The following is a 23019-nucleotide window of genomic DNA, read 5'->3' on the forward strand; positions in this document are numbered from 1 at the left end:
GCTTGCCGGCGATGGCGGCAGGCGGGGCACCACAAAACCCGACGGACTCACTCTCCACGTGAAGCCTGTCGCCCCCGACACAGGTATACTGCCGCCTTTCGCGGCTCGCTGACCGGGCCCGACTCTTTTGCATCACCCGGAGCTTTCATGACTTCCCCGACACAACCGCCGGTTGCCGACGCTTTGAGCGACGACCAGGCAGACCTGCCAGACAGCGTCGACTCCAGCGCAGACAGCGAAACCAAAGCCGCGATCCCGGCGTTCAAGTTCCCGTTCAAACCGGGTGAACTGGCCGCCGCGAAAACCGCCAGCCAGCCCTGGTACAAGAACGGCGCCAAGAACGGCCACACCAAGACCCCCGGCGCAGCGCCTCCTGGCACCCGTCGTTCGATGGGCAAACGCTGACTGCTCAGTGTTTTTTGTCCGGTAACCATTCTTGCTGAAACCGAGACAGTTCCTACGAGGATGAGCGACTCATCCTCTGGGAAAGTCAGTAGCCACTCGTGAAGTATTCATTTCCCTGAATGCTTGATGAAGGTTACCGAATGCCTCTGGTAAAAATCCTGTCTGTGTTGTCGCTGGCGGTCCTGGCCACCGGCTGTGTTTCGACGGCAGTCGAGCCGCAGATCCGTTTCGGCGTAGAAGCGCTGGTTCCGCCCTTCGAGAGCCGTAACGACAAGGGTGAGCTGGTCGGTTTGAACATCGAACTGGGCAATGCGCTGTGTGCCGAGCTCAAGGCTCGCTGTGTCTGGGTCGATCAGGATTACGCCACTAACATCCTTGCGCTGGAAGCCGGGAAGTTCGATGTCATCATGCCGATGACCGCTACCTCCGCGCGTCGTGAGCGGATCGACTTCACCGAAAACCTGTATCCCCTGAATAGCCGCCTGGTGGCTCGCACAGGCTCGAATCTGCAACCGGATGCGCAATCGCTCAAGGGTAAGCGTATCGGCGTCCTGGCCGGCACCAGCCGTGAGGCATTCGCGAAAGCGCGTTGGGCGCCCGAGGGCGTCACGGTGCGCAGTTTCAGTTTCAACAACCAGTTGATCGAAAGCCTGCTGGCGGGTGACATCGATGCCACGCTGCAAGACTCGATCGAAATCAACGAGGCCTTATTGAGCCAACCCCGAGGGCAGGCTTTCGCCTTTGCGGGAGACGCGCTCGACGATCCGATGCTGGGCACTGGCGTGGCCATGGCCCTGCGCAAGACCGACACAGCGTTGCGCGATAATCTGAATGCGGCCCTGGAGCGAATCAAGCAAAACGGTCTATACCAGCAGATCATTCAGCGCTACTTGCCGGCAGCAGCGCCCGATTCGCCACGCTACTTCCCCGCCGAGGGAGGCCTGCCGTTCTCTGAAGCGGTGCAAATCGACCAGACCCTCTACTTGTCCGGCGTGCTCGGGGCGGGGGCCGATGGCAAGCTGGTCAAGGGCGGAATCGTCCCGCAGATGACCCAGACCATGGAGAACCTGCGCAGCGCACTGCAACGTAGCGGATCGTCCTTGGCGCATGTCGCCAAATGCACGGTCATTCTTGCCGACATCAAGGATTTTGCAGCCATGAACGGGGTGTACCGCAGCTATTTCCCGCAGAACCGGATGCCCGCCCGTACCACCTTCGCCGCCCGTAAACTGGTGTTGGACGCGCGGGTGGAAGTCGAGTGCGTTGCGCGCGCCACTACCTGATATCACTCCGATATGGCCATCATCCCGGCTTGATCAGCCGTGGGTGATGGCTAAGTGCTCATATCCTGAGCCAGATCAACGTTTGTGGAATCAGTGCGCTTAGAGTCAGCAGCCCTGCCGACTCTTTCCATCCAACGAGCGCGCTTTCCATGAAGATCAACCTCCCGGTGACCGGCCGTAATGTCGACGTTGCGGCTGATGCGAATATCCTCTCGACCACTGATCTGACCAGCGCGATCACCTACGCCAACGACGACTTCATCAACATCTGCGGTTACAGCCGTGAGGAGTTGCTGGGCTCGACGCACAACTTGCTGCGCCACCCGGACATGCCGGCGGCGGCTTTCGCGCATATGTGGCAGACCCTTAAAAGCGGCCGCTCATGGATGGGGCTGGTGAAAAATCGCTGCAAGAATGGCGATCACTATTGGGTAAGCGCGTATGCCACGCCGGTGACGCAGAACGGTAAAGCCGTGGAGTATCAGTCGGTCCGGACCAAGCCCTCGGCGCGGCAGATCGAAGCCGCGGAAAAAGCCTACACACAGCTTCGCAGTGGTCGTACATCACTGTGGCAGCGGCTGCCCGTGCTCGGTCCGGGTCTCAAGGTGACGGCGCTGTTCAGCGCGACATTGGCCTGTGTGGTGGGCATCGAAGCGTGGCTGAACCCTTCGTCAGCCGTTTTCGGCGTACTGGCGTTTGTCGTGGGCAGTGGTTTGGCAGCGGTCGGAACCGGATTCATGTTGCGTCCGCTGAAAGTGTTGACCGAACGCGCCCGGCAGATTGCCGACAACCCGTTGAGCCAGGCTGTTTACACCGGTCGCCGCGATCAGTTCGGCCAGATCGAGTTTGCCTTCCAGATGCTCGAAGCGCAGATCGGCGCGGTGGTGGGGCGCATCGGCGATGCGTCGCAGCGCTTGGCCGGGCACGCGGCGGAACTGGTCGAACACCTGCAAGGCAGTCATAACAGCACGCTGGCCCAGCAGGCGGAAACCGATCAGGTGGCGGCGGCGATTCACCAGATGTCTGCCAGCGTGGCCGAGGTTGCCGGTCATGCGCAGCAAGCGTCCCAGGCGGCCGACCTGGCCGGCAACGAAACCCGTGAAGGTCATCAATTGGTGAGTGAAAGTCGCCATGCGGTGCTGCGTCTGGCCGAGGAGCTGGCGCGCGCCACCGAGGTGATTCATCAATTGGAGGGGCACAGCAGCGAGATTACCGGCGTGCTGGATGTGATCCGCAGCATCGCCGAGCAAACCAATCTGCTGGCCCTCAACGCGGCCATCGAAGCGGCGCGTGCCGGGGATGCCGGGCGCGGTTTCGCGGTGGTGGCCGATGAAGTTCGTGGCCTGGCCCAGCGTACCCAGCAATCGACCAACGAGATTCAGCGCATGATCAGCACCCTGCAAAACGGCACGCGGGACGCGGTGGTGGTGATGCAGCAAAGCAGCGAACAGGTGGACAACAGCGTCGAACAGGCCCGACGCGCCGCTGATTCGCTGGACGCGATCAGTCGGCGGGTCAATCAGATCACGCAAATGAGCCTGCAAATCGCTTCGGCGGTGGAAGAGCAGAGCAGCGTCAGCGAAGACATCAACCGCAACATCATCAGCATTCGCTCAGCCTGCGAGGTCACGGTCAGTGAGGGGCAGCAAAGCCAGGCGAATTCAACCGATGTGGCGGGGCTGGCGGGGGACTTGCGGTTGTTGGCGCAAGAGTTTTGGCGAGCCCGCCGTTAAGCCGCGCGCAACGAAATGAAGGCATAGTTGAGCGGCGTCTCGGTGGCCACGTGCGCACCCGCCGCCAGCACTTGCCCGGCGATGTCGTCACCCGATACGTGGAACTGCCACTCACTGTCCGATCCTGTCAGCGGCTGTTGCGCCACCTGATCGATGACCGTGGCGAACGCACTCATGTCCGGTAGATACGCGGTGAATCCATCGCCCTTCAGGGCCGTGGTCCGAATCCCCAGTGAGGCGCAAATCGCATCTTTGGTGCGGATATCGTCGCGATCCGCCTGACGGGAACGCTGGATGAGTTCTGCGAGCTCGTGATCGACCAATTCACCGCCAATGATCAGATCCGGGCCTTTTTCCCACGATTCGGGCGGGCATTCCTTGATCGCAGGGTTGAGGGGGATGTGCGGATTGATTTCCATCGGATAGATGCGGCACACCAGCGGCCGGCGTTCGTAGATGCGGCAGAGGTTGTCTTCGTCAAGATTCCGGCAGGGACCGACGTTGTACGCCGCAAACGTGATGGCCACGTAGGCTTCGCAGGCGCCGCTTTGAACCACCACCGAACGGCGCTCGGCATGTTCGCGTTGCTGCACCGGCAGGCCAAGGCCGTTACCGAGGAAGCCTTCCACCAGCACGATCACCTGACCGCCGTCGGCCGCCCACATCCGGGCTTCGGCCAGGGTCAGGGGGACGTGATGGTCATTGCAGCATTTGCCGCAACCTACGCAGGAAAACGTTGTATTCATCAAAGGATCAGTCGCTTGTCAGGGCCCGAACTGGCGACAGAATGCCACCGCAGAAGTCAGCGTCGAAGCAAGTTATGCGCCATTCACCGGGATTTGGCGGGTAGGCGGATGGAGTCCCATTCGGTCACGTAGGCGGTGTTGCTTTTTTTGTTGTAGAGGCACAGCTCGGTGCCTTGCTGGCCTTTCATGTGTTTTTGCGGGTAGCGGCCTTGCAGGAGTACGGCGGTGTAGTCGACACGGTCATCGAACTGTGCGGCTTTGCCGACGGGGAAGGTGTCCGTCAGGCCGCTGGCCTTGATGCAACTGGCGAGCATGGCTTTGTCGAAAGCGGCCCAGGCGTCTGGGCTGGAGGCGTGGGTTTGGGTGGCGAGGGCGGTGAGGCAGAGGAAGGTGAGGGTGGTGGCTTTCATGGGGCAGGCATCCTTGGTCGGTTGGTTGGCCTAGGTTTGGAGTATGCCTGATGGTTTTAGGTTGAATGTGTCGGCCCCATCGCGAGCAGGCTCACTCCTACATGGGATCACCGTACCTGTAGGAGCGAGGCTTGCCCGCGAAGGCGGTGTATCAGGCAGGAACCGGCTCCCGGCGGACCACAATCATCCCGGCACTTTCATACAGCCGCTGCGCCCGAAGGTTGTCTTCCAATACCTTCAAATCCACAAAACCTTCACGACGCTGCTGAAATACGTTGAATGCACTCAACAACAACGCCCGGCCCAAACCCTGACGCTGAGCTCGCGGGTGCACGACCAGATTCTTGATGTAGGCGCTGGTCCAGCACTGGCATACACCCACGATACCGTCGGCATCCTGCGCAATGAAGCACAGGGAGGGATCGTATTCAGGGTCCGTCTCAAACCGCTGTTGCCAGATATCCAATGCCGGCACGCGACCGCCACCGTCCAGATAACCCAGCTCCATCAAACGATGAACGGCTTCTGCCAGTTCTGGACGATATTCGTGCAGGACAATGCCCTGAGGCCAGGTGATTGCGGGCACAACCTCCGCCAGGTTGCGCCGCATCAGAAAACAAAAAGCCTCGGCCAACTCAGTGACCTTGTTCGGCGACCGCCTTGGCCGCTTCGATCAGGCACTTGGTCAGGTCCGGCGAAGAGAACTTGGTCAGCACCGCGTTGGCGCCGGCCAGACGCGCTTTCTCGCTGTTCATCGCGCTGTCCAGCGAGGTGTGCAGCAGCACATACAGGTGCGCAAAATCCGGGGTTTCGCGCAGGGTGCGGGTGAAGGCGTAGCCGTCCATCTCTGACATTTCGATGTCTGAAACAATCAGGTTGATCTGCTGGGCGGTGCCTTGCAGGTCCAGCAGGCAATCGATGGCTTCCTTGGCACTGCGCGCGGTATGGCATTGCAGGCCGAGGTTGCGCAGGGTGTGCACCGATTGCTGCAGGGCCACCTGGCTGTCATCGACCACCAGAATGCGCGCGTTGCCGAGCACTTCCGCGTCTTCCATGCTCAGTTCGGTCGGGGCCGTTTCGATCTGCGCCGGGGCGATGCCGTGGATGACCTTTTCGATGTCCAGCACCTGCACCAGCGTGCCGTCGACCGAGGTCACACCAGTGATGTACGAGCGCACACCGCCGGAGCCGAAGGGCGGCGGACGGATGTCGGTGGTCAGGCAGTGGACGATCTTGCTCACCGCCTGAACATGCAGGCCCTGCTTGGAGCGGCTGACGTCGGTGACAATCAGGCAGCCGCCGTTTGGGTCTTCCAGCGGCCGCTCGCCGATCGCACGGCTCAGGTCGATCACCGACAACGACGCGCCGCGCAGGGTGGCGATGCCTTTGACGTGAGGGTGCGACTCCGGCAGCTTGGTCAGCGGTGGGCAGGGGATGATTTCACTGACCTTGAGCAGGTTGATCGCCATCAACTTGCCGCTGCGCAAGGTAAACAGCAGAAGCGAAAGTGAATCTGCGCGGGCTTTGGTGGAGGACATAAAAACCTTCTGTGGAAAAAGGTGATGGGCGAATGGAAGTCGCCAAAAGCTATCGATGCCGGGTTATCGACTTGATGGGGGCAGGCTTTAGGCTAAATACCGATGCAATCGAAATGCTACCCCGAACCTGTAGGAGCCAGCTTGCTGGCGATAGCATTTCCGCGGTCAGTCAGACAAACCGCGGCGATACCATCGCCAGCAAGCTGGCTCCTACAAAAGCGTTCATCTCATGCCCAATCTTTTGGCCATCCGCCCAAGATTCGCCCGATCCAAGCCTAGTTCACGCGCCGCGCTCGCCCAGTTATTGTGGTGCCGATCCAGGCACGCGCTGATCAATTGCCGCTGATAGCTTTCAGTCGCCTCGCGCAAATCCCCTGACACCAACGTCACTGGAGTCGCGGTCGGCGACTCGGGCGTTACCTCAACGCTGCCGCTGGGCAAATCCAGATCCGCCGCACTCAAGCTGAGAATCTTCGGCCGTTCCCTGCAGTTACCCAGCGCTTTCAACGCGCTGCGCCCAATCAAGTGTTCCAGCTCTCGCACGTTACCTGGCCAGTCATACGCCAGCAACGACGCCTGGGCATCGCTGGTCAGTCGCAGGCTGTTGAGGCCCATGCGCGAACGGTTCTGCTCCAGGAAGAAACCGCTGAGCAGCAGCACATCCCGCCCGCGATCCCGCAGGGCCGGCACCAATAGCGGGTAAACGCTCAAACGGTGGTAGAAGTCGGCACGATAACGGCCGCTGCGCACTTCTTCGGCCAGGTCGCGATTGGTCGCGGCGATGAGCCGCACATCGACTTGATGTTCTTTGTCCGACCCCAGCCGCTGCAATTGACCGCTTTGCAGCACGCGCAGCAATTTGGCCTGCACCGTCAGCGACAGTTCGCCGACTTCATCGAGAAACAGCGTGCCGCCATTGGCCAGTTCGAATTTGCCGCGACGGTCGCTGGTTGCCCCGGTGAAGGCGCCGCGCACATGGCCGAACAATTCGCTTTCCACCAGCGTGTCCGGCAGTGCGGCGCAGTTGAGGCTGATGATCGGCTTGTCGGCCCGGGGCGAGGCGGCGTGAATCGCCTGTGCCACCAGTTCCTTGCCGACCCCGGTTTCGCCGGTGATCAACACGGTCAGGTCACTGCCGCCGACCAGGCTGATCTCTTCCACCAAGCGTTTGTGGGCCTTGCTCTGACCGATCATTTCGCGGTTCTGCTGGCCGCTGGCCTGTCGGTACACCTCGGCGCGCTGATGCTCGTCTTCGACACGATTGGCCAGCCGTTCGATGCGCTCGGCGGCATTGACCGTGGCGGCGGCAAGGCTGGCGAAGGCTTGCAGGGCGTCCAGTTCGATCGGTTCCAAGCGTTCCGGGTCGAGGGCGTCGAGGGTCAGCAAACCCCACGGACGTTCGTCGATAAACAGCGGGCAACCCATGCAGTCATGGACTTCAAGGTGATCGTCGAGGCCATCGACCAGTCCGTCATAAGGATCGGGCATGTCGCTGTCGGCGGCGAAGCGGGTCGGGCCGGGGCTGCTGAGCAGGGCTTCGAAGCGAGGGTGTTCGCTGACCTTGAAGCGTCGGCCGAGGGTGTCGGTGCTCAAACCGTCGACGGCCAGCGGCACCAGCCACTCGCCATCGAGGCGCAGCAGCGCGGCGGCGTCGCAGGGAAGCAAGGCGCGCATGGCTTCAAGCAGGCGCCGATAGCGCTCGCCCTCGGGGAGTTCGCGGGACAGGTCCGAGACCAGGGGAAGCAGTGTGGTGAGCAAGGATTTTGCAGTCATAGTGACTCCGTGTAGTCGGTATGACTATAAGTCAGGGGGTGTCGTTATGACTAGAATGTTTTTAACTTATTGATTTATAACGATTAAATAGATGGCACGGAAACTGATATGCATAGGGAAAGCAGTTAGAAAACCAAGTCGTCCAGGAGTCACCTTATGCTTAGCGTTCAAGACCGTGCAATCGTCAAATCCACTGTGCCATTGCTGGAAAGCGGTGGCGAAGCATTGATCACGCATTTCTATCGCATGATGCTCTCCGAATACCCGGAAGTCCGCCCGCTGTTCAACCAGGCGCACCAGGCCACCGGTGATCAACCCCGCGCCCTGGCCAACGGCGTGTTGATGTATGCGCGCCACATCGATCAGCTCGACCAATTGGGCGACCTGGTGGCCAAAATCATCAACAAGCACGTGGCGCTGCAAATCCTCCCGGAACACTACCCGATTGTCGGCACCTGCCTGTTGCGTGCGATTTCCGAAGTGTTGGGTGAAGAGATTGCCACGCCGGAAGTGATGAGCGCCTGGGGCGCGGCGTACGGTCAACTGGCCGAGATCCTGATCGGCGCTGAAACCAGCATCTACGACCAGAAAGAACAGGCCCCGGGCGGCTGGCGCGGTGCGCGGGAGTTCATCGTTGCGGCCAAGGTCGAGGAAAGCGCGGAAATCATTTCGTTCTACTTCGAACCGGCGGACAAAGGTCCGATCCTCGCGGCAGAACCCGGCCAGTACATCGGCATGAAACTGATCCTCGATGGCGAAGAGATTCGTCGTAACTATTCGCTGTCAGCCCTGGCGAACAAAGGCCAGTACCGCATCAGCGTCAAGCGTGAACACGGTGGCCGTGCCTCGAACCATTTGCATGATCAACTGCATGTAGGCGCCAGCATTCAGCTGTTCCCGCCATCGGGCGAATTCACCCTGACCGACAGCGATAAACCGTTGGTGCTGATCAGCGGCGGCGTCGGCATCACCCCGACCCTGGCCATGCTGGAAGCGGCGCTGGAAACCAAGCGGCCGGTGCACTTCATCCACTGCGCACGCAATGGCAGCGTTCATGCTTTCCGTGACTGGATTGATGGTTTGGCTGAGCGTCACCCACAACTCAAGCGTTTCTACTGCTACGACGAAGATGACGGCGTGAGCCCGGCGGCGCACAAGGTCGGGTTGTTGAGTCAGGAACAACTGGGCGAGTGGTTGCCGCAACAACGCGATCTGGATGCGTACTTCCTGGGGCCTAAAGGCTTCATGGCGGCGGTGAAACGTCACCTGAAAGCCTTGGGTGTACCGGAGAAGCAAAGCCGCTACGAGTTCTTCGGCCCGGCTTCGGCGTTGGAATAAACACCAAACCCGTAGGAGCAAGGCTTGCCGGCGAAGGCGTCTTCAAGATCGCCTTCGCCGGCAAGCCGTGCTCCTACAGATTTGGGGACGCATCAGAGTTGTGTGACTGGCGCAGAACCTTGTAGGAGCCGGCTTGCCTGCGATGGCGTCTTCAAGATCGCCATCGCCGGCAAGCCGTGCTCCTACAGATTTGGGGACGCATCAGAGTTGTGTGACTGGCGCAGAACCTTGTAGGAGCTGGCTTGCCGGCGATGGCGTCTTCAAAATCGCCATCGCCAGCAAGCTGGCTCCTACAGGTTTTGGGGGGGCTCAACATCGTGTGGTTTGCGCAGAACCTTGTAGGAGCCGGCTTGCTGCGGGCGGCTTGCCGGCGATGGCGTCTTTGAGATCGCCGTCGCCGGCAAGCCGTGCTCCTACAGGGCGTGTGTCGCTGGCAATCCGGGGTGTTTCAGCCTTTCAATTCCTTCAGGTGCTTGTACACCGTCGCCCGTCCCATGTTCAGCACGTTGGCCACATAGTTCGAGGCGCTTTTGCCTTTGAAGGCGCCTTCGGCGTGCAGGGCCAGCACCAGTTCGCGTTTGTGGTCGCGGGTCAGCAGGTTCAGGCTCAGTTGACGTTCGCGCAGCCAGCCGTGAAGGAAGGTATTGATGCGCTCCTGCCAATCATCGCGGAACAGTGAATCCGGTTGCGGGATCAGCTTGCTCGGCGACAGGAACAGGTCCAACGCGGCCTTGGCATTTTCGAACAGCGAAATATTCAGGTTGATGCACAGCACCGCCAGCGGATGACCGTCGCTGTCGCGCAGCACGCTGCTCAAGCTGCGAATTTTCTGACCATCCCAGTTCAACTTTTCGTACGGCCCGATGTTTCGTTCGCTGATGTCATCGCTGAGCATGTCTTCCAGCGCCGAGTCGTCACCCACTTCCCGTTTCGACAGGTTGTTGGCGATGTAGTCGACTTTCTGCGTGCGCAGATCGTGCAGCACCACCTCGGCGTGGGGGAAGAACAACGTAGCGATGGCATCGGCGATCGCGCGGAAGTTGTCCAGGGCCGGGTCTTTTACAGGTGCGTTCATACAATGGAGCTCCAGGCAGCGTCAGCGCCCTGCAAAAAGGGCGCTGGAAGTTTGCCGTAATCGTGTCGACACGTCACCTGAGGGCGCCGGTCAGCCCAGGCGAGCAGGGGACAGCATCCCGGCGTCCAGGCCAAAACGCTTGAGTTGCTCGGGCAGTGCTTCACCGCGTACCAGCGCGGCGCTGGCCTGGCCCATGGCGGGCGAGGTCTGGATGCCGTAACCGCCTTGCGCCGCAACCCAGAACAGCCCCGGCACCTGCAGATCGAAACCGGACAGCAAATCGCCGTCGGCCACGAAGCTGCGCAGACCGGCCCAGGTGCGGGTCGGGCGGCGGATGGTCAGGGTGGTGGCTTCTTCGATCTGGTAGATGCCCATGGCGATGTCCAGTTCTTCGGGCTGCACGTCGTGTGGTTCAACCGGGTCGGCGTTGGCCGGCGAGCCGAGGAACATGCCGGCGTCCGGCTTCATGTAGAACGACTCGTCGAGGCTGACCAGCATCGGCCAATGGTGGATGTCCGCGCCTTCCGGCCCGGCGAAGATGAATGCTGCACGGCGTTTCGGTTGCAGACCCAGCGGTTTCGCGCCGGCCAGTTCGCCGATCTTGTCGGCCCAGGCGCCGGCAGCGTTGATGATGACCGGGGCGCTGAAGGTCTGGCCGTTGGTTTGAACTTGCCACACACCTTCGCCGTCGCGGGTCAGTCTCAAGACTTCAGTGTCGGTATGCACTTCACTTTTATTGCGTCGGATGCCACGCAGGTAACCCTGGTGCAAGGCGTCGGTGTCGATGTCGCTGGCGGTCGGATCGTAGATCGCGCCGTGGACTTTTTCCCGGCGCAGGATCGGCAAACGCGCGCAGGCCTCGTCGGCGCTGAGCAGTTGCATCTCCGGCACCGTGGCTTTGGCGCTCAGGTATTGGTTGTTCAGTTCGGCCGGGTCGCCGGTGAAGTCCACGGTCATTTCGCCGCGCGGGGTCAGCAGCGGGTGTTCGCAGAAACCGGCAGGCGGGGCGTCGAAGAAATCGCGGCTGGCCTGGGTCAATGCCCGGACTTGCGGTGTGCCGTAAGCGGCGGTGAACAGCGCCGCCGAGCGTCCGGTGGAGTGGTAGGCCGGATGGGATTCGCGTTCGAGCACGATCACTCGGGCGTGCTGCGACAGCCAGAAACCGGTGGAAGCGCCGGCGATCCCGCCGCCGATGATAATGAAGTCTGCCTGGCTCATGAATGTCTCCTGTAAGCCGCAATATAGATCTCCTGTAGGAGCCGGCTTGCTGGCGATGCAGACGCCGCGGTTTGTCTGACAGACCGCGGCGCCTGCATCGCCAGCAAGCCGGCTCCTACAGGTATGTGTTAGTGCTGGAGGTGGTAGATGGCATTGGCCAGTGCGATGTCTTCCAGGCCCAGGCCGATCGAGCGGAAGAACACGTGACGGTCATAGCCGGGGCGCTGGACTTTTCCGCTGATCAAGTCCGGCAGGTCGCCGACGATGGCGCTTGCCTCCCAGCCGTGCTGTTCGCCGGCAATCAGCATTTCACCCGCCGAGCCCGGCGTGGTTGGGCGATAGTCGCAGAACACCTGCATGTCATTGAGGCTCTGTGGCGGCACTTCGTGGGCGCGTGGGGCATTGGTGCTGATGGAAGTGATCAATGCCGGTTTGGTCAGGCTGGAAGGGTCGATCACCGGGCCGGCGGACGACGTGCACAGCATGATCACGTCGGCGTCCTGAACGGCCGCTTCGCGTGTGTCGACAAGGGTCAGCCGTGGGTCGAGGCTTTTGATCTGCGCCACGGCTTCAGGGCTGAGGTCGCTCAGGTTCGGCGAGAAAAGGTGGATGCTTTCCCAGTCACGCAGGCCTTTGACGTAATGCAGGTGCGCCAGCGCGACCTTGCCACTGCCGATGATCGCCAGGCGTTGCGCATTCAACGGAGCCAGGGCGTCGACAGCGACGGCGGTTGTCGCGGCGGTGCGCGCGGTGGTCAGTTCGCCGGCGTCGCACAACAGCAGCGGCTCGCCAGTCTGCATCGACATCAGCAAGGTCCATGCGGTCACCAGCGGGCCTTGTTCGCGGACGATGTAAGGCGAGGTCTTGACCCCGTAAACCCCGTCTTCGGCGAGCACGCCCAGGTAGTTGATGAAATCGCCGGCGCCCTTGGGAAACTCCACCAGTTGTTGCGCCGGTTGTACCGCTTGCCCGGCCGCCAGGTCGCGGAACAGCTTGCGCAGGATCTGCGGAACGTCGACCTGTGCCAGCAGTTCGCGGGCCTGGGGTTGGGTGATCACGTAGGGCGTGCTGGACATGGTCGGCTCCGGGAATGGCAAGTAAACTAATTTGTCCATTATGGACTTTTAGTTGCATCTCGCAAGCGCCGTTTGTAGGAGCGAGCTTGCTCGCGAAGAATTCAAGAGCGCCGCGGGGTATCTGGTTTTACGCGTTATCGTTCGCGACCATCGCGAGCGAGCTCGCTCCTACAGTGTTTTTTTGAGCGAAAAAAAAAGCGCAGTCCGTTGCCGGCTGCGCTTCTTTCTATTGCGACCCGCTGTTACGGACGCTTGCGCTCAACCGCCCGCAATAGATGCGTCGGAGGGGTTTCGCAGCTGATTTTGCGACCCAGCAGCGCCTCGATGGACGGTAGCTGGTAGGAGTCGTCTTCACCGGCAAAACTGATCGACACGCCATCGGCGCCGGCACGGCCGGTACGACCGATACGGTGCACGTAGTCGTCCGGGACTTCCGGCAGGGTGAAGTTGATCACGTGGCTGATGCCGTCGATGTGAATGCCACGACCGGCCACGTCGGTGGCTACCAACACGCGGATCTTGCCTTCGCGGAAGCCTTCCAGGGTCTTGATGCGCTTGTGCTGCGGCACGTCGCCAGACAATTGCGCGGCGTTGACGCCGTCACGCACCAGGCGTTCTTCGATGCGCCGCACTTCATCCTTGCGGTTGGCGAAGACCATCACCCGCTCCCAGCCGTTGTCGTTGACCAGGTTGTAGAGCAGTTTGTATTTGTCGGCACCGGCCACCGCGTAGATGTGCTGCTCGACGTTTTCGCTGGCCACGTTCTGCGCCTCGATCTCGACGATCGACGGGTCGGTGGTCCATTGCTTGGCGAGGTTCATCACATCATCGGTGAAGGTCGCGGAGAACAGCAATGTCTGGCGCTCGTTCTTCGGCGGCGTCTGGCGAATGATCTGACGCACTTGCGGGATGAAGCCCATGTCGAGCATGCGGTCGGCTTCGTCCAGGACCATCACTTCGACCATGTCCAGATGCACGTCGCCGCGCTGGTTGAAGTCGAGCAGGCGGCCCGGGGTGGCGACGAGGATGTCGCAATGACGCGCTTCGAGGTGCTTGAGCTGCTTGTCGAAGTCCATGCCGCCGACAAACGTCATGACGTTGAGGCCGGTGTACTTGGTCAGGTCAGCGGCGTCCTTGGCGATCTGCACCACCAGTTCACGGGTCGGCGCGATGATCAGCGCCCGTGGCTCACCCATGTAGCGCTCTTTCGGCGGTGGGGTTTGCAGCAACTGGGTGATGATCGAAATCAGGAACGCCGCGGTTTTGCCGGTGCCGGTCTGGGCGCGGCCGATGGCGTCTTTGCCCGCGAGGGTGAAGCCCAGCACCTGAGCCTGAATCGGCGTGCAATACGGAAAGCCGAGGTCCTGGATGGCGTGCATCAGTTCCGGGGCAAGTTTGAAATCGTGGAATCGGGTTTTGCCTTCCTGGGGTTCGACGACGAAGTCTTCGAGTTTCCAGGGGATGACCGGCGCTTTTGGCTTGGGTTCACGACGCGGTTTGGCGGGCTTCGGCGCTTCGCTGCGTGGTTGCTCAGCAGCCGCCGCTTCAACAGGCTGGACGGCCGGTGTCGCCACAGGCTCTTGTTTCGGTGCCGCTACGGGGGCGGTCCGGCCAGGCTGATTACCGTCGGTGCGGTGGCTGGGGCTGTGAGACGGAGCGCTGGAGACTGGCGCGAGCTGCTCAGTCTCGCTTTTACCGAACATTTTCTTGAGTGCTTTGAGCACGGTCATCTCATCAATTGGTTAAGGAATATACGGCGGCCAGTGTAATGCAAGAATCGGGCGCGGCGTAGGGGGATGGATCAATGGGCTGTTTTTCAGCTCAGCCGTTAACGCAAGCGCTCGCCGAGCCAGGTGCCGATGTCGCGAATCTCCTCGGGTAACACTTCGTGACCCATTGGGTATTCCTGCCATGTCACGGTGACACCATGCTGCTTTAAATACTCGTAGGCAGTCCGTCCCATCGAGTTTTGCACCACGTCATCGTACTGACCGTGCAACGACAACACCGGAATCCGCTGTTGGCTGGCCGAAAGCTCCAGTCCTTCGCTGAAGGTCGGTGCATAAGTAGAGAGGGCAAGTACGCCACCCAGCGGCCCCTGCCATTTCAGGAACGCGGTGTGGAACACCACGGCGCCGCCCTGGGAAAAACCTGCCAGGAAAATTCGCGAAGCGTCTATTCCGCCGGCTCGCTGTACTTCGATCAATTTGATGATCCGGTCCGACGACGCTTCCAGCTGCTCGCGGTTGATCGCGCGTGCAGGGCTCATGGCCAATATGTCGTACCAGCTCGGCATCTCGTAGCCACCATTGATGGTGACGGCGCAGGTCGGTGCCTGAGGGAGAACGAAGCGAGTGCTCAGCAGGGTTTCCTGTAACGCTTCGGCCACCGGCAGGAAGTCGTAACGGTCGGCGCCCAGCCCGTGCAGCCAGATAACGCAGGCGTCTGCGGGCTTGACGGGTTCAAGAATCAAGGGCTCGGTCATGGCTGCTCCAATTGTGTGCGTGCGCTCTCATTGAGTGCGAGAGATGAGTGCGCGTCTGGTTGATCCGTTAAGAAGATGTCGCAAGGCTACAAGTTTTGCTATTGACCTGTCCCTTAAACGCTTTGGCGAGCGGTCTGGTACGGGCTTTGCTATAGGAAGCCTGTACGAAAAATCCCACGCCTGTCGGTAACACTATCAGGCCATTGTTCGTGGTGGGATAGCAAAAAATCCGGTGATGGATGTTCGCCAGTGGCCGCTACGGGCTTCGCGAACGTGAAAGGGCTACAGCCCGTTCGGCCGATTGGTGAGAAGTGAGTGGTCCATGATTTGGATTTTCTCCTACTAGACTCATAGCGCAGGTCCTACGTCGGTTGACCCCAAAAAAAACCAACACGGGTCGACTACGCCTCATAAGGGTGCGACTGGACTCAAGCTCCGACACAACAAGAGCAAAACTGGAGGTTTGAATGAAGATGTTGAAATCCACCCTGGCTATCGTGTCTGCAGCCGCAGTACTCGGTGTCAGCGGGTTCGCTCAGGCGGGTGCAACCCTGGATGCAGTGCAGAAGAAAGGTTTCGTACAGTGCGGCGTCAGCGATGGCCTGCCTGGTTTCTCGGTTCCGGACGCCAATGGCAAGATCGTCGGTATCGATGCTGACTACTGCCGCGCTGTGGCCGCTGCCGTCTTCGGCGACGCGACCAAGGTCAAGTTCAGTCAGTTGAACGCCAAGGAGCGCTTCACCGCGCTGCAGTCTGGCGAAATCGACATCCTGTCGCGCAACACCACCATGACCAGCTCCCGTGATTCGGGCATGGGTCTGAAATTCCCTGGTTTCATCACTTACTACGACGGCATCGGTTTCCTGGTAAACAGCAAGACTCTGGGCGTGAAAAGCGCCAAAGAGCTCGACGGCGCCACCATCTGCATTCAAGCCGGTACCACCACCGAGCTGAACGTTTCCGACTACTTCCGCGGCAACGGTCTGAAATACACCCCAATCACTTTCGACACCTCCGATGAAAGCGCCAAGTCGCTGGAATCCGGTCGTTGCGACGTGCTGACCTCCGACAAATCCCAGCTCTACGCACAACGCAGCAAGCTGGCGACCCCGAACGACTACACCGTTCTGCCGGAAACCATCTCCAAGGAGCCTCTGGGCCCGGTCGTACGTAATGGCGACGACGAGTGGCTGGCCATCGTGCGCTGGACTGGCTACGCCATGCTCAACGCTGAAGAAGCCGGCATCACTTCGAAAAACGTCGAAGCTGAAGCCAAAGGCACCAAGAACCCGGACGTCGCTCGTCTGCTGGGTACCGACGGTGAATACGGCAAAGACCTGAAAGTGAAGAAAGACTGGGTCGTGCAGATCGTCAAGCAAGTCGGTAACTACGGTGAAGTGTTCGAGAAAAACCTCGGCAAGGACACTCCGCTGGCCATCGACCGCGGGCTGAACGCTCTGTGGAACAACGGCGGCATTCAATACGCACCACCAGTGCGCTGATGGTTCTATCACCCGGTGGGCCAACCGCCGGGTGATGTTCTGTTCCATTACATCCGGGGCACTTCATGCAAAATTCAATCGGCGCACCAAAGCAGAGGCTCAGCCTCAGCGATCCCAAAGTGCGTGCGTGGCTATTTCAGATCATCACCATCGTGGCGGTGGTCTCGATGGGCTGGTACCTGTTCGACAACACGCAGACCAACCTTCAACACCGGGGCATTACCTCCGGTTTCGACTTTCTGGAGCGCAGTGCCGGTTTCGGCATCGCTCAACACTTGATCGACTACACCGAATCGGACAGTTATGCCCGGGTGTTTGTCATCGGCCTGCTCAACACGCTGCTGGTGACTTTCATCGGCGTGATCCTGGCGACAATCCTCGGGTTCATCGTCGGCGTGTCACGGCTGTCGAAGAACTGGATCATCAGCAAGCTGGCGACTGTTTATGTGGAAGTCTTTCGCAACATTCCGCCGCTGCTGCAAATCCTGTTCTGGTACTTCGCGGTGTTCCTGACCATGCCGGGGCCACGCAACAGCCATAACTTCGGCGACACCTTCTTCGTCAGCAGCCGCGGCCTGAACATGCCGGCCGCGTTGATGGCGGACGGTTTCTGGCCGTTTGTGATCAGCATCGTCGTGGCCATTGTCGCGATCGTGCTGATGAGCCGCTGGGCCACCAAACGCTTCGAAGCGACCGGTGTGCCGTTCCACAAGTTCTGGGTTGGCCTGGCGCTGTTCTTTGCGATCCCGGCGCTGTGCGCGTTGATCTTCGGTGCACCAGTGCACTGGGAAATGCCCAAGCTGCAAGGCTTCAACTTTGTCGGTGGCTGGGTGCTGATCCCGGAACTGCTGGCACTGACCCTGGCCCTGACCGTGTACACCGCGGCGTTCATCGCCGAGATCGTGCGTTCGGGCATCAAGTCGGTCAGCCACGGCCAGACCGAAGCGGCGCACTCGCTGGGTCTGCGTAACGGTCCGACCCTGCGCAAAGTGATCATCCCGCAAGCCCTGCGCGTGATCATTCCGCCGCTGACCAGCCAATACCTGAACCTGGCGAAAAACTCTTCGCTGGCGGCCGGTATCGGTTATCCGGAGATGGTCTCGTTGTTTGCCGGTACGGTGCTGAACCAGACCGGGCAGGCGATCGAGGTAATTGCCATCACCATGAGCGTGTACCTGGCGATCAGTATCAGCATTTCCCTGCTGATGAACTGGTACAACAAGCGCATTGCGCTGATCGAGCGGTAAGGAAAAGCGCATGAGTACTCATACTTTCAAGCCTGACATGCCTCCACCGAGCAGCAGCATCGGTGTGGTCGCATGGATGCGCGCAAACATGTTCTCCAGCTGGCTCAACACCCTGCTGACCCTGTTTGCGTTCTATCTGATTTACCTGATTGTCCCGCCGATCCTGGAATGGGCAATCATCGACGCCAACTGGGTCGGCACCACCCGCGCCGACTGCACCAAGGAAGGCGCCTGCTGGGTGTTCATTCAGCAGCGTTTTGGCCAGTTCATGTACGGCTACTACCCGATGGACCTGCGCTGGCGCGTAGACCTGACCGTGTGGCTGGCGGTGATCGGCGTGGCGCCACTGTTCATCTCGCGCTTTCACCGTAAAGCCGTGTATGGCCTGAGCTTCCTGGTGCTGTACCCGATCATTTCCTGGTGCCTGTTGCATGGTGGCGTTTTCGGTCTGACCCAAGTGGCGACCAGCCAATGGGGCGGCCTGATGCTGACCCTGGTGATCGCCACTGTCGGTATTGCCGGTGCGTTGCCGCTGGGCATTGTGCTGGCGCTGGGCCGTCGTTCGAATATGCCGGCGATTCGTGTGGTCTGCGTGACCTTCATCGAATTCTGGCGCGGCGTGCCGTTGATCACGGTGCTGTTCATGTCCTCGGTGATGCTGCCGTTGTTCCTGCCTGAAGGCATGAACTTCGACAAATTGCTGCGGGCGCTGATCGGCGTGATCCTGTTCCAGTCGGCCTATGTGGCTGAAGTGGTGCGCGGCGGTCTGCAAGCGATTCCAAAAGGTCAGTACGAAGCGGCTGCGGCGATGGGCCTCGGTTACTGGCGCAGCATGGGCCTGGTGATTCTGCCGCAAGCCCTGAAGCTGGTAATCCCTGGCATCGTCAACACCTTCATTGCGCTGTTCAAGGACACGAGCCTGGTGATCATCATCGGCCTGTTCGACTTGCTCAACAGCGTCAAACAAGCCGCCGCCGACCCGAAATGGTTGGGCATGGCCACTGAAGGCTATGTGTTCGCGGCCCTGGTGTTCTGGATTTTCTGTTTTGGTATGTCGCGCTATTCCATGCATCTGGAACGCAAGCTCGACACTGGCCACAAGCGTTAGGAGTTCTGTAATGAGCGAAGCAATCAAAAAGCCTGTGAGCCCTGAAGGCATTATTCAGATGCAGGGCGTGAACAAGTGGTACGGCCAGTTCCACGTGTTGAAAGACATCAACCTGAACGTTAAACAGGGCGAGCGTATCGTCCTGTGCGGCCCGTCGGGTTCCGGTAAATCGACGACCATTCGCTGCCTCAACCGTCTGGAAGAACACCAGCAGGGCCGCATCGTGGTCGATGGCGTGGAGTTGACCAACGACCTCAAGCAGATCGAAACGGTCCGTCGTGAAGTCGGCATGGTGTTTCAGCACTTCAACCTGTTCCCGCACCTGACCATCCTGCAGAACTGCACCCTGGCGCCGATGTGGGTGCGCAAGATGCCCAAACGCCAGGCCGAAGAAATCGCCATGCATTACCTGGAACGCGTACGCATTCCGGAGCAGGCGCATAAATTCCCGGGGCAACTGTCCGGCGGTCAGCAACAACGTGTGGCGATTGCCCGCGCGCTGTGCATGAAACCGAAAATCATGCTGTTCGACGAACCGACTTCGGCCCTTGACCCGGAAATGGTGAAAGAGGTGCTGGACACCATGATCGGTCTGGCCGAAGACGGCATGACCATGCTCTGCGTGACCCACGAAATGGGCTTCGCCCGCACCGTGGCCAACCGCGTGATCTTCATGGACAAGGGCGAAATCGTTGAACAGGCCGCGCCGAACGACTTCTTCGACAATCCGCAGAACGAACGCACCAAACTGTTCCTGAGCCAGATCCTGCATTGATCGAAGCCAGTCAGTGAAAAAACCCGGACGCTGTTCCGGGTTTTTTTTTGCCCGAAGAAATACACCTTGATCCCTGTAGGAGCCGGCTTGCTGGCGATGGCGGGGTGTCAGGCGATATCCATGTTGGATGTCAGACCGAATCGCCAGCAAGCCGGCTCCTACAGGGGTTGTGTCGTATGCGAAATGGCGAGCCGGGCGCGGAATTGTAGGAGCCGGCTTGCCGGCGATGGCGGTGGGTCAGGCGATATCCATGTTGGATGTCGGACCGAATCGCCGGCAAGCCGGCTCCTACAGGGGGTGTGTCGTGTGCGAAATGGCGAGCCGAACGCGGAATTGTAGGAGCCGGCTTGCCGGCGATGGCGGTGGGTCAGGCGATATCCATGTTGGATGTCAGACCGTAATCGCCAGCAAGCCGGCTCCTACAGGGTTTGTGTCGTGTGCGAGATGGCGAGCCGGGCGCGGAATTGTAGGAGCCGGCTTGCCGGCGATAGCGGGGGATCAGGCGACATCCAGGTGGGATGTCAGACCGTAATCGCCGGCAAGCCGGCTCCTACAGGTTTGTGTAAACCGTTTGCCCTGTGGGGCGATGCTGACTAACATGTCAAAAAATTCATCCTATGATTGGATGAAAGGGCGAATCCTATGTCAGACATGTCTCCACTCATTAAACGTTCCCTGGTTGATCAGGCTCTGGACCAGTTGCGTCTGCGTATCACCGAAGGCGTCTGGTCTGTCGGTCAGCGCCTGCCCACCGAGCCTGAGCTGTCTGCCGAATTGGGCATCAGCCGCAACACTGTCCGCGAAGCCATGCGCGTGTTGGCGTTTTCCGGTTTGATCGAAATCCGTCAGGGCGACGGCAGCTATCTGCGGGCGGTGATCGATCCGCTGGACACCCTGAAAGCGTTGTCGCGCTGCTCGCTTGAGCAGGCCAGGGAAACCCGGCACATCCTTGAAGTCGAGGCCATCGGCCTTGCCGCGCTACGCAGGACTGACGAAGACCTCGTGGCCTTGCGCGAAGCGCTCAATGTCAGCGGCGATCACTACCACGGCGATCTCGACAGCTACATCGCCTGCGACCTGGTGTTTCACCGTCGTCTGGTAGACGCCGCGCACAACCCCACCCTCAGCGAGTTGTATCGCTATTTCTCCAGCGTCGTCGGCGCACAACTGCGCCAGACCTTGAGTATCACGCCACGCCGCCAGGAAGTGTTCGACCTGCATATCGAACTGCTCGATGCCGTCGAGCAACGCGACCCGGAACGCGCGAAAGCCTTGTCGAGGCAGTTGATCAATGAACCTTGAAACCGAGAACGCCATGTCCAGCAGCCACAGCCCGATCACCGAAGCCAAACGCACGGCGGAGCTCGAAGAGCTGCTGATCGACGCCGAGGCCGATGACGAACAGGTCCAGCAAAGTCAGCCAATCCTGCGCCGCCCGTGGCTGTTGTTGCTGGGGCTGATTCTGGTCGCGCTGAACTTGCGTCCGGCGCTGTCGAGCATGGCGCCGATGCTCAGCGACGTGTCGAAAAGCCTGGGCTTGTCGGCGGCGCAGGCCGGTTTGCTGACGACGTTGCCAGTGCTGTGCCTCGGTCTTTTTGCGCCGTTGGCACCGATTCTGGCGCGACGTTTCGGCGCAGAACGCGTGGTGTTGGGCATCCTTCTGACATTGGCCGGCGGGATCATTCTGCGCAGTTCGTTCGGTGACATCGGCCTGTTTGGCGGCAGCGTGCTGGCCGGTGCGAGCATCGGCGTGATCGGCGTTCTGCTGCCAGGCATCGTCAAACGCGACTTCGCCAAACACGCCGGGACCATGACCGGCGTCTACACCATGGCCTTGTGCCTGGGGGCGGCGATGGCGGCGGGCGCAACCGTGCCGTTGAGCGAGCATTTCGACAAAAGCTGGGCATTGGGGCTTGGCTTCTGGGTGATTCCGGCACTGGTGGCGGCGATGTTCTGGTTGCCGCAAGTCGGTCAGAAACACGGCGCACACAACGTGGCTTACCGGGTACGCGGTCTGTTGCGTGACCCGTTGGCCTGGCAAGTGACCTTGTACATGGGCCTGCAATCGTCCTTGGCGTACATCGTGTTCGGCTGGTTGCCATCGATCCTGATCGGTCGTGGCCTGACGCCAACCCAGGCCGGGCTGGTGCTGTCGGGGTCGGTGATCGTTCAACTTGCCAGTTCGCTGGCCGCACCTTGGCTGGCGACGCGCGGCAAGGATCAGCGCCTGGCGATCGTCATTGTCATGGCGCTGACCCTCGGCGGCCTGTTCGGTTGCCTTTATGCACCCATCGAAGGCCTGTGGGGCTGGGCGATCCTGCTCGGCCTGGGGCAGGGCGGAACGTTCAGCCTGGCGTTGACGCTGATCGTCTTGCGCTCGCGGGATTCGCACGTGGCGGCCAACCTGTCGAGCATGGCCCAGGGCTTCGGTTACACCCTGGCGTCGATGGGGCCGTTCGCGGTCGGCATCGTGCATGACTGGACCGGCGGCTGGAATGCCGTGGGCTGGATCTTCGCGGTGATCGGCCTCGGCGCCATCCTTGCCGGCCTCGGTGCCGGGCGTTCGTTGTACGTGCAGGTGGTCAGCGAAAAGGTCTGACTACAGGTAAACAACGTCCAGCGTTGCCGAACCGTCGAGCAGCACCTCCGCGCTGAGGTCCAGCTCGGAGGTGGGTGCGATGACCGTTTCTACCGTCACCCGGCTGGTCAGCGTGCGGATGGCAATCGGGCCGGCGCTGCTCCCGGCAATGTCAGTGAATCCGAGATAACTTCGGGCGCCAATCGGAATGACCTGGCTGTTCGACGAACTCCAGGCCTTGCCGGCCGTGGTGGAATCGGTTCGATAGACCTGCGTCAGGTCGTCCACTACGGTGCTGGCCGGATCGAAGTTCAGTGAATACAAGCCGATTTTATTGTGGCTGTGGTCGTGGTTCAGGCCGTAGTAAATCTCACTGTTGACGATTGCCGAGCCGTCGCGGTTGTCGCGCATCAGCAAGGCAAATCGCGCGGGCGCATTGCACTGAATAGTGAGGTCAAGCGTCTGGTCGCGCAGTCGAGTGCGTTTGTCGACGCTGAGGTCCTGCCGGGAGATTTTTCCGTAGTCGACGAGGCCGTTGTTGGACAGTATCGGTGTGCAGGCGAGCGGGGTGAGGGTGCCTTTGACGGTCAGGTCAACCGCCGATGCAGCAAAAGCGGTGGGGGTGGTGCTGATCAGTAAAGTTGCCGAGAAGGCTGCGAGATAGTTGTTCATTCATGAAGGTCCTTTTCCTGGGTTGCCGTGTACCGGTGCCGCATCACCGTTGCCGAT

21 protein-coding genes and 1 pseudogene are annotated in these 23019 nt (G+C 60.4%); 11 read left to right on the forward strand and 11 right to left on the reverse strand.

Annotated features, from left to right (window positions below; translation table 11 throughout):
- Positions 1–147 precede the first annotated feature (147 nt).
- The 4 genes and pseudogenes from PMI32_RS21610 to PMI32_RS21600 all read left to right on the forward strand — a co-directional run bounded on the left by PMI32_RS21610 (position 148) and on the right by PMI32_RS21600 (position 3421).
- Positions 148–405 carry a hypothetical protein gene (locus PMI32_RS21610; protein WP_008026610.1) on the forward strand — a complete coding sequence of 86 codons (258 nt, stop codon included), beginning with the start codon at positions 148–150 and terminating at the stop codon, positions 403–405.
- Between the two features lie 140 nt (positions 406–545).
- Positions 546–1688 (forward strand): transporter substrate-binding domain-containing protein, encoded by a 1143-nt coding sequence (locus tag PMI32_RS21605; protein WP_008026612.1) that lies wholly within the window; start codon positions 546–548, stop codon positions 1686–1688.
- Between the two features lie 149 nt (positions 1689–1837).
- A pseudogene (locus PMI32_RS31050) lies at positions 1838–2119 on the forward strand (PAS domain-containing protein); the annotation flags it as partial.
- A 258-nt stretch (positions 2120–2377) separates the two neighbouring features.
- A complete protein-coding gene (locus PMI32_RS21600) occupies positions 2378–3421 on the forward strand; it encodes a methyl-accepting chemotaxis protein (protein WP_411740534.1) in 1044 nt (347 codons plus the stop codon).
- Here PMI32_RS21600 and PMI32_RS21595 read toward each other — a convergent pair.
- The 5 genes from PMI32_RS21595 to norR form a co-directional block, all read right to left on the reverse strand.
- On the reverse strand, positions 3418–4167 hold the full coding sequence (locus tag PMI32_RS21595) for a YkgJ family cysteine cluster protein (RefSeq protein WP_008026615.1): 750 nt from the start codon (positions 4165–4167) through the stop codon (positions 3418–3420). The genes PMI32_RS21600 and PMI32_RS21595 overlap by 4 nt on opposite strands.
- 83 nt (positions 4168–4250) lie before the next feature.
- A complete protein-coding gene (locus PMI32_RS21590) occupies positions 4251–4577 on the reverse strand; it encodes a hypothetical protein (RefSeq protein ID WP_008026617.1) in 327 nt (108 codons plus the stop codon).
- Positions 4578–4728: 151 nt separating this feature from the next.
- Positions 4729–5187, reverse strand: a complete 459-nt coding sequence (locus PMI32_RS21585) for a GNAT family N-acetyltransferase (RefSeq protein WP_008026620.1) — start codon at positions 5185–5187, stop codon at positions 4729–4731.
- Positions 5188–5212: 25 nt separating this feature from the next.
- Positions 5213–6115 (reverse strand): chemotaxis protein CheV, encoded by a 903-nt coding sequence (locus PMI32_RS21580; protein WP_008026621.1) that lies wholly within the window; start codon positions 6113–6115, stop codon positions 5213–5215.
- Between the two features lie 222 nt (positions 6116–6337).
- Entirely contained in the window at positions 6338–7888 is a 1551-nt protein-coding gene (norR, locus tag PMI32_RS21575; protein ID WP_008026623.1) for a nitric oxide reductase transcriptional regulator NorR, read from the reverse strand.
- Positions 7889–8044: 156 nt separating this feature from the next.
- Between norR and hmpA the strand changes: the two genes are divergently transcribed.
- On the forward strand, positions 8045–9226 hold the full coding sequence (gene hmpA, locus PMI32_RS21570; RefSeq protein WP_008026624.1) for an NO-inducible flavohemoprotein: 1182 nt from the start codon (positions 8045–8047) through the stop codon (positions 9224–9226).
- 448 nt (positions 9227–9674) lie between these two features.
- Here the strand turns inward: hmpA and PMI32_RS21565 are convergent, their stop codons facing one another.
- The 5 genes from PMI32_RS21565 to PMI32_RS21545 form a co-directional block, all read right to left on the reverse strand.
- Complete coding sequence (locus PMI32_RS21565; RefSeq protein ID WP_008026625.1) at positions 9675–10301, reverse strand: helix-turn-helix transcriptional regulator; 627 nt, start codon at positions 10299–10301, stop codon at positions 9675–9677.
- A gap of 90 nt (positions 10302–10391) precedes the next feature.
- Positions 10392–11519: an NAD(P)/FAD-dependent oxidoreductase gene (locus PMI32_RS21560; RefSeq protein WP_008026626.1), complete on the reverse strand. Its 1128-nt coding sequence runs from the start codon at positions 11517–11519 to the stop codon at positions 10392–10394.
- 128 nt (positions 11520–11647) lie between these two features.
- The gene (locus tag PMI32_RS21555; protein WP_008026627.1) at positions 11648–12595 is read right to left on the reverse strand and encodes an ornithine cyclodeaminase family protein; all 948 of its coding nucleotides are present in this window, start codon (positions 12593–12595) and stop codon (positions 11648–11650) included.
- Between the two features lie 242 nt (positions 12596–12837).
- On the reverse strand, positions 12838–14325 hold the full coding sequence (gene rhlB, locus PMI32_RS21550; protein ID WP_008026628.1) for an ATP-dependent RNA helicase RhlB: 1488 nt from the start codon (positions 14323–14325) through the stop codon (positions 12838–12840).
- A 98-nt stretch (positions 14326–14423) separates the two neighbouring features.
- A complete protein-coding gene (locus tag PMI32_RS21545) occupies positions 14424–15080 on the reverse strand; it encodes an alpha/beta hydrolase (protein WP_008026629.1) in 657 nt (218 codons plus the stop codon).
- A gap of 467 nt (positions 15081–15547) precedes the next feature.
- On the opposite strand from PMI32_RS21545, the gene PMI32_RS21540 reads away from it, so the two are divergent.
- The 6 genes from PMI32_RS21540 (at position 15548) to PMI32_RS21515 (ending at position 22311) form a co-directional block, all read left to right on the forward strand.
- Positions 15548–16582 carry an amino acid ABC transporter substrate-binding protein gene (locus PMI32_RS21540; protein ID WP_008026630.1) on the forward strand — a complete coding sequence of 345 codons (1035 nt, stop codon included), beginning with the start codon at positions 15548–15550 and terminating at the stop codon, positions 16580–16582.
- A 65-nt stretch (positions 16583–16647) separates the two neighbouring features.
- On the forward strand, positions 16648–17829 hold the full coding sequence (locus PMI32_RS21535; protein ID WP_008026631.1) for an amino acid ABC transporter permease: 1182 nt from the start codon (positions 16648–16650) through the stop codon (positions 17827–17829).
- Positions 17830–17839: 10 nt separating this feature from the next.
- Positions 17840–18937: an amino acid ABC transporter permease gene (locus PMI32_RS21530; RefSeq protein WP_008026632.1), complete on the forward strand. Its 1098-nt coding sequence runs from the start codon at positions 17840–17842 to the stop codon at positions 18935–18937.
- Positions 18938–18947: 10 nt separating this feature from the next.
- Complete coding sequence (locus tag PMI32_RS21525) at positions 18948–19712, forward strand: amino acid ABC transporter ATP-binding protein (protein WP_008026633.1); 765 nt, start codon at positions 18948–18950, stop codon at positions 19710–19712.
- Positions 19713–20354: 642 nt separating this feature from the next.
- The gene (locus tag PMI32_RS21520; RefSeq protein WP_008026635.1) at positions 20355–21014 is read left to right on the forward strand and encodes a FadR/GntR family transcriptional regulator; all 660 of its coding nucleotides are present in this window, start codon (positions 20355–20357) and stop codon (positions 21012–21014) included.
- Positions 21004–22311 carry a CynX/NimT family MFS transporter gene (locus tag PMI32_RS21515; protein ID WP_008026637.1) on the forward strand — a complete coding sequence of 436 codons (1308 nt, stop codon included), beginning with the start codon at positions 21004–21006 and terminating at the stop codon, positions 22309–22311. The genes PMI32_RS21520 and PMI32_RS21515 overlap by 11 nt, the downstream gene beginning before the upstream one ends.
- Here PMI32_RS21515 and PMI32_RS21510 read toward each other — a convergent pair whose 3' ends face one another.
- On the reverse strand, positions 22312–22962 hold the full coding sequence (locus tag PMI32_RS21510; RefSeq protein ID WP_008026639.1) for a DUF1120 domain-containing protein: 651 nt from the start codon (positions 22960–22962) through the stop codon (positions 22312–22314).
- Positions 22963–23019: the final 57 nt, after the last annotated feature.

The organism is Pseudomonas sp. GM60, from assembly GCF_000282415.1.
In the GTDB taxonomy this organism is placed as follows: domain Bacteria; phylum Pseudomonadota; class Gammaproteobacteria; order Pseudomonadales; family Pseudomonadaceae; genus Aquipseudomonas; species Aquipseudomonas migulae.

What these genes read in the sequence shown, in the direction of transcription:
- PMI32_RS21545 (WP_008026629.1), bottom strand. Translation starts at nt 15,080, where the DNA reads ATGACCGAGCCCTTGATTCTTGAACCCGTCAAGCCCGCAGACGCCTGC.
- norR (WP_008026623.1), bottom strand. Translation starts at nt 7,888, where the DNA reads ATGACTGCAAAATCCTTGCTCACCACACTGCTTCCCCTGGTCTCGGAC.
- PMI32_RS21580 (WP_008026621.1), bottom strand. Translation starts at nt 6,115, where the DNA reads ATGTCCTCCACCAAAGCCCGCGCAGATTCACTTTCGCTTCTGCTGTTT.
- PMI32_RS21510 (WP_008026639.1), bottom strand. Translation starts at nt 22,962, where the DNA reads ATGAACAACTATCTCGCAGCCTTCTCGGCAACTTTACTGATCAGCACC.
- rhlB (WP_008026628.1), bottom strand. Translation starts at nt 14,325, where the DNA reads ATGACCGTGCTCAAAGCACTCAAGAAAATGTTCGGTAAAAGCGAGACT.
- hmpA (WP_008026624.1), top strand. Translation starts at nt 8,045, where the DNA reads ATGCTTAGCGTTCAAGACCGTGCAATCGTCAAATCCACTGTGCCATTG.
- PMI32_RS21610 (WP_008026610.1), top strand. Translation starts at nt 148, where the DNA reads ATGACTTCCCCGACACAACCGCCGGTTGCCGACGCTTTGAGCGACGAC.
- PMI32_RS21590 (WP_008026617.1), bottom strand. Translation starts at nt 4,577, where the DNA reads ATGAAAGCCACCACCCTCACCTTCCTCTGCCTCACCGCCCTCGCCACC.
- PMI32_RS21525 (WP_008026633.1), top strand. Translation starts at nt 18,948, where the DNA reads ATGAGCGAAGCAATCAAAAAGCCTGTGAGCCCTGAAGGCATTATTCAG.
- PMI32_RS21585 (WP_008026620.1), bottom strand. Translation starts at nt 5,187, where the DNA reads ATGCGGCGCAACCTGGCGGAGGTTGTGCCCGCAATCACCTGGCCTCAG.
- PMI32_RS21515 (WP_008026637.1), top strand. Translation starts at nt 21,004, where the DNA reads ATGAACCTTGAAACCGAGAACGCCATGTCCAGCAGCCACAGCCCGATC.
- PMI32_RS21540 (WP_008026630.1), top strand. Translation starts at nt 15,548, where the DNA reads ATGAAGATGTTGAAATCCACCCTGGCTATCGTGTCTGCAGCCGCAGTA.
- PMI32_RS21605 (WP_008026612.1), top strand. Translation starts at nt 546, where the DNA reads ATGCCTCTGGTAAAAATCCTGTCTGTGTTGTCGCTGGCGGTCCTGGCC.
- PMI32_RS21555 (WP_008026627.1), bottom strand. Translation starts at nt 12,595, where the DNA reads ATGTCCAGCACGCCCTACGTGATCACCCAACCCCAGGCCCGCGAACTG.
- PMI32_RS21560 (WP_008026626.1), bottom strand. Translation starts at nt 11,519, where the DNA reads ATGAGCCAGGCAGACTTCATTATCATCGGCGGCGGGATCGCCGGCGCT.
- PMI32_RS21565 (WP_008026625.1), bottom strand. Translation starts at nt 10,301, where the DNA reads ATGAACGCACCTGTAAAAGACCCGGCCCTGGACAACTTCCGCGCGATC.
- PMI32_RS21535 (WP_008026631.1), top strand. Translation starts at nt 16,648, where the DNA reads ATGCAAAATTCAATCGGCGCACCAAAGCAGAGGCTCAGCCTCAGCGAT.
- PMI32_RS21530 (WP_008026632.1), top strand. Translation starts at nt 17,840, where the DNA reads ATGAGTACTCATACTTTCAAGCCTGACATGCCTCCACCGAGCAGCAGC.
- PMI32_RS21595 (WP_008026615.1), bottom strand. Translation starts at nt 4,167, where the DNA reads ATGAATACAACGTTTTCCTGCGTAGGTTGCGGCAAATGCTGCAATGAC.
- PMI32_RS21520 (WP_008026635.1), top strand. Translation starts at nt 20,355, where the DNA reads ATGTCAGACATGTCTCCACTCATTAAACGTTCCCTGGTTGATCAGGCT.